Origin of the sequence: Sinorhizobium arboris LMG 14919, assembly GCF_000427465.1 — a bacterium.
Lineage (GTDB): Bacteria > Pseudomonadota > Alphaproteobacteria > Rhizobiales > Rhizobiaceae > Sinorhizobium > Sinorhizobium arboris.
Map to the genome: position 1 here is coordinate 1,264,123 of NZ_ATYB01000008.1, position 14,237 is coordinate 1,278,359.

12 protein-coding genes and 1 pseudogene are annotated in these 14,237 nt (G+C 63.4%); 11 read left to right on the forward strand and 2 right to left on the reverse strand.

The annotated features are described in order from the left end of the window. Positions 1–78 precede the first annotated feature (78 nt). The 6 genes from urtB (at position 79) to SINAR_RS0106515 (ending at position 6,182) form a co-directional block, all read left to right on the forward strand. Positions 79–1,692: an urea ABC transporter permease subunit UrtB gene (gene urtB / locus SINAR_RS0106490; protein WP_027998334.1), complete on the forward strand. Its 1,614-nt coding sequence runs from the start codon at positions 79–81 to the stop codon at positions 1,690–1,692. After that, positions 1,689–2,864 carry an urea ABC transporter permease subunit UrtC gene (gene urtC / locus SINAR_RS0106495; RefSeq protein WP_027998335.1) on the forward strand — a complete coding sequence of 392 codons (1,176 nt, stop codon included), beginning with the start codon at positions 1,689–1,691 and terminating at the stop codon, positions 2,862–2,864. Before urtB ends, urtC begins: the two co-directional genes overlap by 4 nt. A 5-nt stretch (positions 2,865–2,869) precedes the next feature. Next, a complete protein-coding gene (gene urtD / locus SINAR_RS0106500; RefSeq protein WP_027998336.1) occupies positions 2,870–3,622 on the forward strand; it encodes an urea ABC transporter ATP-binding protein UrtD in 753 nt (250 codons plus the stop codon). Positions 3,623–3,640: 18 nt separating this feature from the next. Next, on the forward strand, positions 3,641–4,336 hold the full coding sequence (gene urtE / locus SINAR_RS0106505) for an urea ABC transporter ATP-binding subunit UrtE (RefSeq protein ID WP_027998337.1): 696 nt from the start codon (positions 3,641–3,643) through the stop codon (positions 4,334–4,336). 365 nt (positions 4,337–4,701) lie between these two features. Further along, positions 4,702–5,118 carry a BRA0787 family protein gene (locus SINAR_RS0106510; RefSeq protein ID WP_027998338.1) on the forward strand — a complete coding sequence of 139 codons (417 nt, stop codon included), beginning with the start codon at positions 4,702–4,704 and terminating at the stop codon, positions 5,116–5,118. Positions 5,119–5,186: 68 nt separating this feature from the next. After that, the gene (locus SINAR_RS0106515; RefSeq protein WP_027998339.1) at positions 5,187–6,182 is read left to right on the forward strand and encodes a substrate-binding domain-containing protein; all 996 of its coding nucleotides are present in this window, start codon (positions 5,187–5,189) and stop codon (positions 6,180–6,182) included. A 105-nt stretch (positions 6,183–6,287) separates the two neighbouring features. Here SINAR_RS0106515 and repB read toward each other — a convergent pair whose 3' ends face one another. Together repB and repA are read right to left on the reverse strand one after the other, a co-directional pair. Further along, positions 6,288–7,343 carry a plasmid partitioning protein RepB gene (gene repB, locus SINAR_RS0106520; protein WP_027998340.1) on the reverse strand — a complete coding sequence of 352 codons (1,056 nt, stop codon included), beginning with the start codon at positions 7,341–7,343 and terminating at the stop codon, positions 6,288–6,290. A gap of 3 nt (positions 7,344–7,346) precedes the next feature. Continuing rightward, positions 7,347–8,606 carry a plasmid partitioning protein RepA gene (repA, locus tag SINAR_RS0106525; RefSeq protein ID WP_027998341.1) on the reverse strand — a complete coding sequence of 420 codons (1,260 nt, stop codon included), beginning with the start codon at positions 8,604–8,606 and terminating at the stop codon, positions 7,347–7,349. Positions 8,607–8,943: 337 nt separating this feature from the next. Here repA and SINAR_RS0106530 point away from each other — a divergent pair, with 337 nt between their 5' ends. The 5 genes and pseudogenes from SINAR_RS0106530 (at position 8,944) to SINAR_RS01000000133095 (ending at position 14,023) form a co-directional block, all read left to right on the forward strand. Further along, entirely contained in the window at positions 8,944–9,780 is an 837-nt protein-coding gene (locus SINAR_RS0106530) for a metallophosphoesterase family protein (RefSeq protein WP_027998342.1), read from the forward strand. Continuing rightward, complete coding sequence (locus SINAR_RS0106535; RefSeq protein WP_027998343.1) at positions 9,777–10,943, forward strand: ABC transporter ATP-binding protein; 1,167 nt, start codon at positions 9,777–9,779, stop codon at positions 10,941–10,943. Before SINAR_RS0106530 ends, SINAR_RS0106535 begins: the two co-directional genes overlap by 4 nt. Further along, positions 10,936–11,916, forward strand: a complete 981-nt coding sequence (locus tag SINAR_RS0106540; protein WP_084617109.1) for a carbohydrate ABC transporter permease — start codon at positions 10,936–10,938, stop codon at positions 11,914–11,916. Before SINAR_RS0106535 ends, SINAR_RS0106540 begins: the two co-directional genes overlap by 8 nt. Then, positions 11,913–12,746 (forward strand): carbohydrate ABC transporter permease, encoded by an 834-nt coding sequence (locus tag SINAR_RS0106545; protein WP_027998345.1) that lies wholly within the window; start codon positions 11,913–11,915, stop codon positions 12,744–12,746. Before SINAR_RS0106540 ends, SINAR_RS0106545 begins: the two co-directional genes overlap by 4 nt. A 22-nt stretch (positions 12,747–12,768) precedes the next feature. Then, positions 12,769–14,023: pseudogene (locus tag SINAR_RS01000000133095) on the forward strand (ABC transporter substrate-binding protein). Positions 14,024–14,237: the final 214 nt, after the last annotated feature.

A 14,237-nucleotide genomic window follows, 5' to 3' on the forward strand; every position in this document is an offset into this window, starting at 1 on the left:
TCATAATGAACCGCTAGCTCGAAATACCTCCGTCCGAAAGCTTCCCTTCGGACGGAGGACCGCAAGAGCGAGAGACGAATGTACCGCATCATCCAAACCGTGCTGATTGCACTGTTCCTCGTCGTTGCGATGGCTCCGGGGCTTCGCGCGCAAGAGGGACTGCGCGATCTGGTGAACGCGCTCGGCGACGCAAAATTGTCCGACATGGACGACCGCATCGCGGCACTGGCAAAGACCGGAGAGCCCGAAGTCGTTGTGATCCTCGAGGCGCTCGGCGAAGGCAATCTCTATGCCCGCAAGGCGGACGGCCAGGTGTTCCTGACGAAAGAGATCGGATCGAAGCTGACGCTCACCGATCCGATCTCCGGCGACGGCGCGGGCGAAGCGCCGAAAGCGGCACTTTCGAAGATCAGGGTGAACAACAGCGTGCGGCGCGCCGTTCGAACCGCCCTCGGCAGCCTGACGCTCCTCAGTCCGGATCGCAATCAGCGCCTCAAGGCCGCGCAATCCGTCCTGCAATCGCCCGATGCCGACGCACTCGGCGCCGTCGAGAATGCGCTCGCCGCCGAGAAGGACGGAACCGTTCGCGCGGTTCTCGAACAGGCGCGCGCTGGGATGCTTCTTCTCACCGACCGGCCGGTCGAGGACAAGAAGGAGGCGGTGCGGCTGCTTGAGGAAAACGGCAGCCGTGACGCGCTGCCGATCCTTTCTGCCGCTCTCGGTTCCGCCGACGAGAGCCTGAAGCCCGACATAGAGGCTGCGCTCGCGAGCATCGAACAGGCGCAAGCCTTCTGGAATGCGGGTCAGAACATATGGTACGGCCTGTCGCTCGGCTCGGTGCTGCTGCTTGCGGCGATCGGGCTGGCGATCACCTTCGGCGTCATGGGCATCATCAACATGGCGCATGGCGAGATGGTGATGCTCGGCGCCTATACGACCTTCCTGGTCCAGGATGTCGTGCGCACCTCCGCTCCCGAACTGTTCGACTGGTCTTTGGCGATCGCGCTGCCGCTTGCCTTCCTGATCACCGGCTCCGTGGGTCTGGCGTTGGAACGCGGCGTCATCCGCTTCCTCTACGGACGCCCGCTCGAGACGTTGCTTGCCACCTGGGGGATATCGCTCATCCTGCAGCAGTCGGTGCGGACCATCTTCGGCCCCACAAACCGCGAGGTCGGCAATCCGTCCTGGATGTCCGGCGCCTTCGAGCTCGGCGGCCTGGCGATCACCTGGAACCGTCTCTGGATCATCGTCTTTGCGCTTGCCGTCTTTGCGGCACTTCTCTTTCTGCTCAAGAAGACGCCGATGGGACTGCAGATGCGGGCGGTGACGCAGAACCGGCGCATGGCCTCCTCCATGGGCATCCGTACGCCGTGGGTCGATGCGCTGACCTTCGCGCTCGGCTCCGGCATCGCCGGCATTGCCGGTGTGGCGCTTTCGCAGATCGACAACGTCTCGCCGAACCTCGGGCAGGGCTACATCATCGACAGCTTCATGGTCGTGGTCTTCGGCGGCGTCGGCAATCTCTGGGGCACGCTCGTCGGTGCCTTCTCGCTCGGCATTCTCAACAAATTCCTGGAGCCCTATGCCGGCGCCGTGCTCGGCAAGATCCTCGTGCTCGTGCTGATCGTCCTCTTCATCCAGAAGCGGCCGCGCGGGCTTTTCGCACTCAAGGGCAGGGCGGTGGAAGCATGATCACTTCGTTCCTCGTCAAATCGCTGGATCGGACGATCGTCGCCGCAGTAGCAGTCCTGCTGCTGCTTGCGGTGGTCGTCCCGGCACTCAATCTCATGACCGCGCCCGACCACCCGCTGCATGTGCCGACCTATCTGGTCTCGCTCTTCGGCAAGTACCTGACCTATGCGCTGCTCGCACTGGCGCTCGATCTCGTCTGGGGGTTCTGCGGCATTCTTTCGCTCGGGCATGCGGCCTTCTTCGCGCTCGGCGGCTACGCCATGGGCATGTATCTGATGCGTCAGATCGGAGCACGCGGCTCCTACGGCAATCCGCTGCTGCCGGACTTCATGGTGTTTCTCAACTGGAAGGAGCTGCCCTGGTTCTGGTACGGCTTCGACATGTTCTGGTTCGCCGCGCTGATGGTGGTGCTCGTACCGGGCCTCCTTGCCTTCGTCTTCGGCTGGTTCGCCTTCCGCTCGCGCGTCAACGGGGTCTATCTCTCGATCATCACGCAGGCGATGACCTATGCCCTGCTGCTTGCCTTCTTCCGCAACGACATGGGCTTCGGCGGCAATAACGGGCTGACCGACTTCAAGGATATTCTCGGCTTCAATATCCAGGCCGATGGCACCCGCGCTGCGCTCTTTGCTGCCTCCGCGCTGGCGCTCGCCGCGTCGGTCGTCGTCGCCTCGGGCATCGTGCGCTCGAAATTCGGAAAGGTGCTGGTGGCGCTGCGCGACGCGGAAAGCCGCACACGGTTCCTCGGCTATCGCGTAGAGCACATGAAGCTCTTCGCCTTCACCGTCTCGGCTATGATGGCGGGTATCGCCGGCGCGCTCTACGTGCCGCAGGTCGGCATCATCAACCCGGGAGAGTTCGCTCCGGCCAATTCGATCGAGGTGGTCATATGGACGGCGGTCGGCGGCCGCGGCACGCTGATCGGACCGATCCTCGGCGCGATCCTCGTGAACGGCGGGAAAAGCATCTTCACTGCCGCCTTCCCCGAATTCTGGCTCTTCGCGCTCGGCGGGCTCTTCGTCCTCGTCACGCTTTTCCTGCCGAAGGGCGTGGTCGGCACGGCGCAGGCCCTTCTCGCACGCCGGCGCGCATCCCGCGCGGCGGCCCGAAAGGAAAGCGAGAGCGAAAAAACGGCCAGCCTTGCGGCCGCCGAAACGATGGCCGCGGAGTGATCGTCATGACCGGAAAGAAACCCAGAAGCCTGCTTTATCTCGACGGCGTCTCCGTCTCTTTCGACGGGTTCAAGGCTCTGAACTCTCTCTCCTTCGTCGTCGAACCGGGTGAATTGCGCGCCATCATCGGTCCCAATGGCGCCGGCAAGACGACGATGATGGACATCATCACCGGCAAGACGCGGCCCGATGAGGGCGAGGTCTTCTTCAAGGGCGATATCGACCTTACGAAGAAGGACGAGGCGGCAATTGCCGAACTCGGCATCGGCCGCAAATTCCAGAAGCCGACGGTGTTCGAGAACCACACGGTCTGGGACAATCTGGAGCTGGCGTTGAACCGCAGCCGCGGCGTCTTCCCGACCCTGTTCTACCGGCTGACGGCAGAGGACAAGAGCCGTATCGAGGAGATTCTTTCGACGGTGCGGCTCACGGTCCGCCGGGACGATCTCGCCGCCAATCTTTCTCACGGCCAAAAACAGTGGCTGGAGATCGGCATGCTGCTCGCCCAGGAGCCGGAACTTCTGCTCGTGGACGAGCCGGTGGCGGGCATGACCGATGCGGAGACGGCGGAAACGGCGATCCTCCTTAAGGAAATCGCCAAAACGCGGTCGGTGGTCGTCGTCGAGCACGATATGGGCTTCATCCGCGATCTCGGCGTCAAGGTCACCTGCCTTGCGGAAGGCTCGGTGCTGGCGGAAGGGTCGATCGATTTCGTCAGCAACGATCCGAAGGTGATCGAAAACTATCTCGGCCGGTGAGCGGGAGGAGTTGAACCAATGTTGAACGTGGAGAACGTCGACCTGCATTACGGCGCCGCTCAGGCGCTCCGCAACGTTTCCTGCAAGGCGGAGATGGGGAAGATCACCTGCGTGCTCGGTCGCAACGGCGTCGGCAAGTCGAGCCTGCTTCGGGCCGTTGCCGGCCAGCACAGGGTGACGAGCGGCTCGATCTCTTTCAACGGCACGCCTCTTGACGGCATGGCGCCCTTCCGGCGCGCCAGGCACGGCGTAGGCTACGTGCCCCAGGGGCGGGAGATTTTTCCTCTGCTGACGGTGAAGGAGAATCTCGAGACCGGTTTCGCCCCTTTGCAGCGGGCCCAACGCTCGATCCCCGACGACATCTTCAGCCTGTTTCCGGTGCTTCAGACGATGCTTGGCCGGCGCGGCGGCGATCTTTCCGGCGGTCAGCAGCAGCAGCTCGCGATCGCCCGCGCTCTCGTCACGCGCCCCAGAATCCTGGTGCTGGACGAGCCGACCGAAGGCATCCAGCCATCGATCATCAAGGATATCGGCCGCGCGATCAAATATTTGCGCGACTCGACCGGCATGGCCATCCTGCTCGTGGAGCAATATCTCGATTTCTGCCGCGAGCTTGCGGACTACGTCTATATCATGGACCGTGGAGCTTTCGTGCACGAGGGGCCGCCGGAGACGCTCGACACGGCGCAAGCGCGCCGTCATCTAACCGTTTGAACCCGATCGGGGCGGGCGGACTGTTTTCCACAGGACTGCAGAATAGCCAATTATCAAAAGGGGTTATGCCGGATACGGGATATCGGTCTCGCGTGGAACGGAAAGAAAAATCCACTTCTTTTGTGGATTGCATTTGCCCGCTCGAGCGCTTTGACCCATACTGCGCATGCATACTGAATGATTGCTCCTGCATGACCTTTCGATCGGAACCGACTGAAAGGCTACACCATGCAGCAGCTCGAAGTGTCACGGCGCGTTCCATGTCTCTGAACGACGCATGGTGCCGTGGCGAGTCTCGAAATCAGATCTCGCTGACAGAATTGGCCATTTCGTGTTTCCGGCCTATCCAATCGGAGGAGACCCTAATGACGAATTTCCTGCCCGCCCTTCATGAAGGGCACGCCCCCATTACGCTCCAGACGCTCTTCAAGGATGCTCTCGAAGCCTATGACGATTGGGAGGAGGGCATGCCCGAACCCACCGTTTCCTTCGAAGGCAAGGTGCTGGCGGTCAGTGCCGTTTTCGAATGGATGAGACCCTGCACGGATCTCATGCCGGCCAATATGATCGGCATTGTCACCGACCGGCTGACGAAGCCCTGGAGCGGCGCCGGGCCGATGGACGCGATGACCTTCTCGACCGCCGCCCGCGTCATGTCCGTCCTCGTGCGGCGGCGTCTGAGGCGCTTCGGCCGCGGCTCCATCGAGGCCTTCGCCGAGCGTTTCAGCCAGCCGGTGCATTCGGCGCACGAAGGCTGTGTGCCGCCCATGGCCGAGGTTTGAGGCGACCGTCAGGGGTTCAGCCGGCACCCTTCAATCCTCTGTCATGAAGGTGCGATAGGGCGTCGCAGATGACGACGCTCCAGCAAATCGCCTTTCATGCCGGCTGTTCTCTGGCGACGGTCTCACGCGTCTTGCGGGGGGAGGGACCGGCGAGCGGCGAAATGGTGCGCCGGGTGCGCCGGGCAGCCGCCGAACTCGGCTACCGGCCGGCGCCTCCCGCGGGCGCAAACGGCGGGCGTAGCCGCCCGGTCGTCGGTGTGCTGGTGCCCAGCGTGACGAACCCTGTCTTCGCTGCGTCGCTGGCCGGCATACAACACCGCATGCAGACTGCCGCCCACGGCGTTCTGATCACCCAGTCGAACTACGATCCTTCGGCGGAAGCCCGAGCCGTCGCCGCCCTGCTGGAGCAGCGCCCGACCGGCCTGATCCTTACCCTGTGCAATGCCGAGACGAGCGACGCGCTCTCGGCCGCCCTGCCGCCGACGATCCTGCTCAACAATCGTCCCGTCCCGCGCTTTCCAGCCGCCGTGACCGTCGACAATTACCGGGCCGGATACGAGATCACCAAGCACATCCTCGCGCATCGTCATTGCCGTATTCTGTTCGTCTCCGGCTATTTCGCCTCGTCCGACCGCGCCCGTCTGCGCTACGAGGGTCATTGCGCGGCGATGCGGGACGGCGGGTATTGTGCGCTTCCCTCCCTCGAGGTCCCCTTCGTCGACGGCTATGAACATCTGGACCTTTCCGGCGCGATGGAAAGATATGAGCCGACGGCAATCATCGCGTCCAACGACCTGCTGGCGCTTGGGGTGATCGGGGCACTCCGGCGGGAGGGTCTGTCGGTCCCCGAAAACGTCTCCGTCGCCGGATTCGACGGGATCGCGATTGGCCGGTTGATGAAGCCGTCGCTCACGACTGCGGCAATGCCGGATACCGATATGGGCGTGGCGGCGGCTGCCATGCTGCTCGACATTGCCGAAAACAGCATGCAATACCGCCACCTTTGCCTCGACCACCGGCTCTATCCCGGCGAGACCGTGAGAATGGCGGTCTCAGGAATCTAGAGCGGGATGAGGAAAAGTGCGTGCGGCTCCCCGCATTCCGCGTCTCGACTTACTGGAATCGACCACCTTCATGATCTCGGGCCGACCCACCTGAAATCATCGTTATTACTGGTTCTTCACGAAGGCAGCATGCCACTTGGCGAGCACCGACACCGCTTCCTCTATGACGGACGGAGGGGTGCCGGGCAGGAACTCGATCCTTGGCGCTTTTCCGTCGCGCTTCAGCCGCGCGAAAACGCGGCCCGTGGCATCCTTCAGTTCCTCCGGCTTTGCCGGCTCGGGTTTGTCGCTTTGCGACAGGCGTTTGAAGACAAGCTGAAAGCGCTGGTCTGAATCGGCGGCCCGGAAGCGCGGTGAGGAGATTTCCTCTTGGGCTCTGGCGCGCGCCTCTTGCCCTTCGAGCAGCGCGCCGATGGCCATCCAGCGCTCGCGCCCGGCCTTCGGCGCCGGGCCGATCGCGCGGGCGACTTCGTGCGGCACGCCGTCCGCCACCTGCAGGAGACGCGAGAGTTCGCTCTTCTGCACCGCAAGCGCATCGCCGATCACCTTGCGCTCGAAACCGCGCGCTGCGAGCGCGGCGGCGAACAGCGCGCGTTCGATGAAGGAAAGATTGCGCCTTTCGGCGTTCTCCTTGCCTTGCGCAAGCACGAGTTCGTCATCGCTCAGCGGCCGGACGATTGCCTTCACCTGGAGCTCTAATCGGCGAACCGCCTTCAGGCGGCGATGGCCGTAGGCGGTCTGGTAATGGCCCTGCTTTTCCGGGTGCGGGCGCACGAGGATCGGCGATTGCTGACCGTTCTCGCGAATGCTCTCGACGAGCGCGAGGAAATCCGGATCGTCTGTCTCGCCGTCGCTCAGCCGATCCTCGACGAAGGAGCTTTCGACAAGCGCTGGATCGAGCGAAACGACGCGTTCGCCCTGGGTCAATGCCTCCCTGAGCGCCCGCGCTTCTTCGGCTTCACGGGTGATGCTGCCGAGAGAAAGCCCCATGGCCCTCACTGCGCCAGAAGCCGCACGAGGCACGTCGAGAGGGGCGGATGGCTTCGCGTTGACAGGTGTCAACTCACGGGGCGTCGCTTCGGCGGGGGCTTGCGGACTGGCGGCAGGCGCACCTCCCGAAAACAGCGCCCGCAATTCATTCTTCCGGTTATTGCCAGCCATGACTTAGCGCCCCCAGGCCGCGTGAATGAGAGCCTCGATCTCGCCGTTCACGGCATTCAGCGACTCGATCGCCCGGTCATAGGTCGCCCGGGTAAAATTCTCCCGGCCTACCTCGTAGAGCGTCTGCTTGGTGAGACCCGCATCGGAGATCGCGGTCGACTTCACCATCGCCGAGGTCAGCACCCGGTCGCCGAAGAGCGAGCGCATGAAGCCGACGATCTGCGCCTGCGGTCCGTCATTCGGCTCGAAGCGGGTGACGAGGTAACGCAGGAAGTCGAAATTCAGCTCGCCGCCGGCCTCCCGCACGACACTCAGGAGGTCCGAGGTCATGTAGAGGAACTGGTTCATCGAGGCGACGTCGAGCATCTGCGGATGCACGGTGACGATGACCGAGGTCGAAGCGCAGAGAGCCGAAAGCGTGAGATAGCCGAGCTGCGGCGGGCAGTCGATGACGACGACGTCGTAATCGCCGGCGACGCCTGCGAGTGCCGCCTGCACTCGGGCGAAGAAGAGCGGCCCGGCATCGGCGCCGCTCTGCCGCGCGCTGAGCGCCTGCGGCGTCGTGTGCTCGAACTCCTGCAGTTCCAGGTTGCCCGGCACCAGGTCGAGTCCGTCGAAATAGGTCTTGCGGATGATGTCCTTCAGCGGCCGAGCCTCGGCATCGTAACGGATCGCGCCATAGAGCGTGTCGTTGCCGGTCAGGTCCAGTTCCGGCTGGTAGCCGAACAGCGCAGAAAGCGACGCCTGCGGGTCGAGATCGACCGCGAGCACACGGTGGCCGGTCAGAGCGAGATATTGTGCGAGATGGATCGAGGAGGTCGTCTTGCCGGATCCGCCCTTGAAATTGGTGACCGAAATGACCTGCAGATGCTCGTTCTTCACGGCATCGCGCCATTTGAGATAGCCGCGGGCCTTGGTGCCGTTGCCCTTGGCGATCGCCTGTTCGGCCAGATGCCGGCGCAGCGCGTTGATGTCCGACAGCGAATAGGAGCGTCGGCCGCCGGCGCCGGTGTCGGGCTGCGGCCCTTCGCCAGCCAGGGACAACTGGCGCAGGTATCCGTCGGAAACGCCGATGAGTTTGGCGGCCTCGCCGGAGGTGAAGCTTCTGAGCGTCTTCATTGCAGTGGGCGCAAAGAGCCGGTCGCGCATCGCTTTCAGCTGTTCGGAGAGCGCTCGGGCATCCGCGGCGATCGCCTCGTCTGCCGGTCTGCGCACAGTCCCGCCGGTCGCGCTTGCCGCCTCCGATGCCGTCATCATATCCATGGTCAAATCCCTCGTGCCCGCATGGCGCGCTGCCGCCGTGCAGATGCGCCTGGCGCATTCTCTAACAGAGCAATCACTGAGCTACGCCGAAATGCGGAATATGCGGTCTATTCCGTTAGAGGAATGATTCATCCTCTGATTCGCGTCAACCCATTTTCGGACCGCTCTTCCGGCGAGGCGATATTCCGAAGATTGAAGCTTTCATGGAGAAACTGAAAAACAACTGAGAAAGCCTGTTACCTAACTGACATGGGAGCCCCTTAAAGAGAGCGCCAAAGCGGCGCTGAGCGGGGCACGGCCTCTCATGCGAGCCGCCACACTCGCCGGAGGTCACCTTATGAAGATCGTTCAGATCAGCGACACCCACTTCAGCCCGTCAAAATCCCATTTCAACGACAACTGGGATCCGGTGGTTCGCTGGATCGAAACGGCCGGCGCCGACCTCGTCGTGCATACGGGCGACCTCACGGTCGACGGCGCGGACCAGGAGGAGGACATCGCCTTCGCGATGGACCTCGTCCGCAAGCTGCCGGTGCCGGTGCTGATCGTGCCCGGCAATCACGATGTCGGCCATTTGCCGGACTCCGATCAGCCGGTCAACGCAGCTCGGCTCGCTCGCTGGCGCAGGCTCGTCGGCCCGGATTTCTGGTTCGCCGACTACGCCGACTGGCGGCTCATCGGTCTCGACAGCCTTCTTTTCGGCTTCGAAGACGCGGAAGAGGAGAGGCAGTTCCGCTGGCTGGAAGAGGCGCTTAAGGACCGCGATGGCCGCCGCGTCGCGATCTTCGCCCATAAGCCGCTCTTCGTCGACGATCCGGCGGAAGGCGATACCGGCTATTGGAGCGTGCGGCCGAAGCCGAGGCAGCGGCTTTACGAGCTGATGGCGCAGAACGGCGTCGTGCTCCATGCGAGCGGTCATCTTCACTGGGCCTGGCAGGGCCATCACGCGGGCACCGAGCTCGTATGGGCGCCGCCGACCTCCTTCATCATCGACAAGCTGGAGCGGGAAATGCCGGGCGAGCGCCTCGTGGGGGCCGTTGTTCACCACTTCGGCGAGGGGCGCGTCGACAGCGAGGTCGTCGCGGTGCCCGGGCTGAAGCCGTACGTCCTCGACCACGTCGTGGAAGAGGTCTACCCGCAAGCCGCAAGGAAGCTCGTGGGAGCGGTGCAATGAGCATTCTTTCGCTTCGCGGCATCACCAAATCCTTCACCGGCAATGCGATCCTCAAAGGCGTGAGCCTCGAAGCGGAAGAGGGCGAATTCATCGCGCTCGTCGGACCTTCCGGCTGCGGCAAGAGCACGCTCCTGCGCATCGTCGCGGGGCTGGAGCATGCGGATGGCGGCGAAATCGTCATCGGCGGACGCGAGGTCTCCCCGCTCGCTGCTGCCGATCGCAACGTCGCCATGGTGTTCCAGTCCTATGCCCTTTATCCGCATCTGACCGCCGGCCAGAACATCGCGGTTCCGCTTGCCATGCGGCGGCTTTCGGGCGCTCAGCGGTTACCCTTCGTCGGGAATATTCTTCCCGGCCAGCATCAGATCCGGGCCGACATCCAGCGGCAGGTCCGGGAGATGGCCTCCTCTCTCAAGATCGACCATCTGCTCGACCGCAAGCCCGGCCAGATGTCGGGCGGCCAGCGCCAGCGCGTAGCACTTGCCCGCGCCATGGTCCGCCGTCCGAGCGTCTTCCTGATGGACGAGCCGCTCTCCAATCTGGATGCGAACCTGCGCGTCCATGCCCGCGGCGAAATCGTCGAGCTGCACCGGCGCGCCGGTGTGCCGACGCTCTATGTCACGCACGACCAGTCCGAGGCGCTGTCGATGGCCGATCGGGTGGCGGTGATGATCGGCGGCAAGCTCCTGCAACTAGCATCGCCCAAGGAGATCTACGACGATCCCGCCCATATCGAGGTTGCCCGCTTCCTTGGTCAGCCGCGCATCAACATTATCGAAACGCGGATGGATGCGTCCGGCACGGTGCGCTTCGGAGCGCTTACGCTTGCCGGTGAAAGCCCGGCTTCGGGCGAGGCGCCCATTATGCTTGGTGTGCGCCCCGAATTCGTCCGTTTGAACGGAAATCCGGACGGGATACTCAAGGCGCGCGTCGAGCGGACGGAATTTCTCGGTTCCGAAGTGATCGTGCATGCGCGTCTCAGCGCCATCAGTGAAACGATCGTCGCGAGGATCAGCCCGTCCGAAGCCGCGCCGCTCACCGTCGGCATGCCGGTTTCCGTCGAGATCGACCCGGACCGGGCGATGCTGTTTGCCGCCTCGGGCGAGCGGCTGCGGGCGCAAACGGTCGCCTTCGCCCCGACGTTGGAGAAGGCCCATGGCTAAAGCGGAAAGCCTTGGGAATATCGAGAGCATCGGGTCACGCCCGGCACATGGGGCAGGTCCGTCCGCGCGCCGAACGCTATCGACGCCCATCGCGGCTGCCGACCGGCGCGAGGCGCGGATCGCCTGGCTGCTTGCCGCCCCCGCGATCGTGCTTCTGTTTCTGTTCATCCTGCTCCCGACCTTTGCGGTCGTGCTTCTCGGCTTCACTGATTTCGAGCTCGGCTACGGCAGCTTCCGTTTTGTGGGCTTCGAGAACTACGCGGAACTGATCGGCGACCGTACCTTCCGCCGCTCGCTCCGGAACACGGCCGTCTACACGGCGATCGTCACGCCTGTTTCGATCGCGCTGGCACTCGCGATCGCACTCCTGATCGAAGCGGAGACCCGCGCAAAGGCGTTCTTCCGGACGGTCTATTTCCTTCCTGTGGCCTCTCTGCTGGTCGCCATGGCGACGGTCTGGCAATTCCTGTTCCATCCCTCCATCGGGCCGATCAATACCTTTCTCGCCGGACTGGGCATCCCCGGCCCGAACTGGCTCGGTGCCTCCGGCACCGTGCTCTACGGGCTCTCTATCATCGGCATCTGGCAGTCGGTGGGCTTCAACATGGTGCTGTTCCTTGCCGGACTGACGGCGATACCGCGTGAGCTCTATGCCGCCGCGGAGGTGGACGGCGCGAAATCCCGGCTCGACCGGTTCCGGCTCGTCACCTGGCCGATGCTCGCGCCGACGACGCTCTTCGTCACCACCATCAGCATCATCAATTCCGTCAAGGTCTTCGAGACGGTGAAGACGCTCACCGAAGGCGGGCCGAACAAGGCGTCCGAGGTGCTGCTCTTCACCATCTACCAGGAGGGCTTCGTCTATCTCCGGGTCGGCTATGCCTCGGCGATGACGGTCGTCTTTCTCGCGATCCTCGTCGTCCTCATGTTCCTGCAATACCGCGTTCTCGACCGGAAGGTGCACTACGCATGACCGCGAATCTTTCCTTCGACCGCATCCTGCGGTTCACGCTCCTGTCGCTCGGTGGGCTCACCTTCCTCGCGCCCTACATCTTCATGATCTCCACGGCCGGCAAGGCGCAGAGCGAAATCTTTTCCTCCTCGCTCTCGCTGATTCCTCAGCAATGGTCCTATGTCGAGAATTTCACCAAGGCGCTGTCGCGTGTTTCGATGCCGACCCTGCTCATGAACGGCGTGATCGTCTGCGCGATGATCTTCGTCGTTCAGGTCGTGGTCGCCATTCCCTGCGCCTACGCAATGGCGAAACTCAAATTCCGCGCCGCACGGCTGATGATGGTGCTGGTGATGCTCGGGCTCCTGGTGCCGATCCATGCGACCGCGCTGCCGCTCTATGTCGCCTTCGATCGGTTGGCCGTGCTCAACAGCTATACCGCACTCGTCGCGCCCTTTTCGATTTCGGTCTTCGCGATCTTCCTGTTCCTGCAGTTCTTCCGCGCCATTCCCGACGACCTGATCCATGCCGCGCGGCTCGACGGCATGTCGGAGATCGGCATCGTGGCGCGGGTCGTCGTGCCCAACGCGTGGCCGGCGATCACCGCCTTCGCGATCTTCTCGGTGGTGGCGCACTGGAACGACCTGTTCTGGCCGCTGGTGGTCGTCACCAATCAGCACTACGCCACGCCGCCGCTCGGTCTTCTCTATTTCCGCGCCGCGGAAGCCGGCGACGATTACGGCGCGCTGATGGCCGCCACGCTGATCATCACGCTTCCCCTCGTCGCCGCGTTCCTCGTCGCACAGAAGCGCTTCGTCGAGGGCATAACCATGACCGGTCTCAAGGGCTGACCGGTCCAACCAGGAGAACCTCATGAAACACTTCAGGCAACTTCTCGCCGCCGCGGCGGTATCGATGACCCTTGCAGTTCCGGCGCAGGCCGAAACCGTGCTGACGGTCCATTATCCGATGCCGGGCTTCTTCAAGGATGTGATGGATACGATCTCGAAGAAGTTCATGGAGGAAAATCCGGACATCAAGATCGCCTTCGCCAATCCTTCCGCAACTTACGAGGAAGGCATCCAGACGATCATGCGCCAGGCCGGCACGGCCGAAATGCCCGATATCACCTTCATTGGGCTTAACCGCCTGCGCATGCTCAACGAGCGCGACGTTCCGGTCGATCTCGGACCCTTCATCGGCAAAGACGGCAACATGGCCGAACAGGGCTTCTCGGAGAACATCCTGAAGCTCGCCCAGGTCGGCGGCAAGCAGGTGGGCCTTGCCTTCGCGACCTCCAATCCGATCATGTATTACAATGCCGACCTCGTGCGCAAAGCGGGCGGGGACCCGGATAGTCCTCCGAAGACCTGGGATGAGGTGATAGAGCTCGGCGGCAAGATCAAGGCGCTGGGGGATGGCGTCGAGGGCATCGATTTCCGCTGGCAGGGTGACGACTGGATGTTCTCCGCGCTTCTCTTCGGCGCCGGCGGCCGCATGCTCACCGAGGACGAGAGCAAAGTTGCCTTCAATGGCGAGGAAGGTCGCAAGGCGATCGAAGTCCTCGACCGCATGGTCAAGGAAGGCGGCCTGCCGGTGCTCGCCAAACAGGCCGGCGAACAGGCCTTCGTCGCTGGAAAGATCGGCTTCGCCTTCCAGACGACCGGTGCGTTGCGCAACACGATCAAGAATGTCGGCGACAAGTTCGGCGCCCATTCCGCGGATCGACCCTGTAAACGGCAAGCTGCCGACCGGCGGCAATGCGGTCGTGATCCTGACGCGCGACGCCGACAAGCAGAGTGCGGCGTGGAAGTTCGCCAAGTTCGCTGCCGGTCCCTATGGCGCCTCGGTCGTCGTTCCGGGTACCGGCTATGTGCCGAACAACGAGCTTGCGGCGAAGTCGCCGGAATATCTCGCGAACTTCTACAAGGAAAACCCGCTCTTCCGCGCCGGTCTCGAACAGATGCCCGTGATGATCCCGTGGTATGCCTTCCCCGGTACGAACGGCGTCAAGGTCACGCAGACGATCGTCGAGAACCTGTCGCGCGTCGTCGAACAGTCGGCGACGCCCGAAGAGGCGCTGAACGACGCGGCCGCGGAAGTGGAAAGCCTGCTGCCGCGCAGCTGAGCTATCCGGGTGTCCCCGCCTGCGGAGCGTTCTGCGCAGGCGGGATGCCGCGCAGGGATGGGCGAATCATCAGGTCCCCCTGAATGGCTGTGCCACGGCGCGGTGCGCGGCTTCCCGCGCGCTTGGCGAAAGCATTTCCTGGCTCCGAATTGCTTCAGGTGTGGAAGATTTCCGGACTGGGGGCTCCGGCTTTATAATCATGGATCGGCGAGCG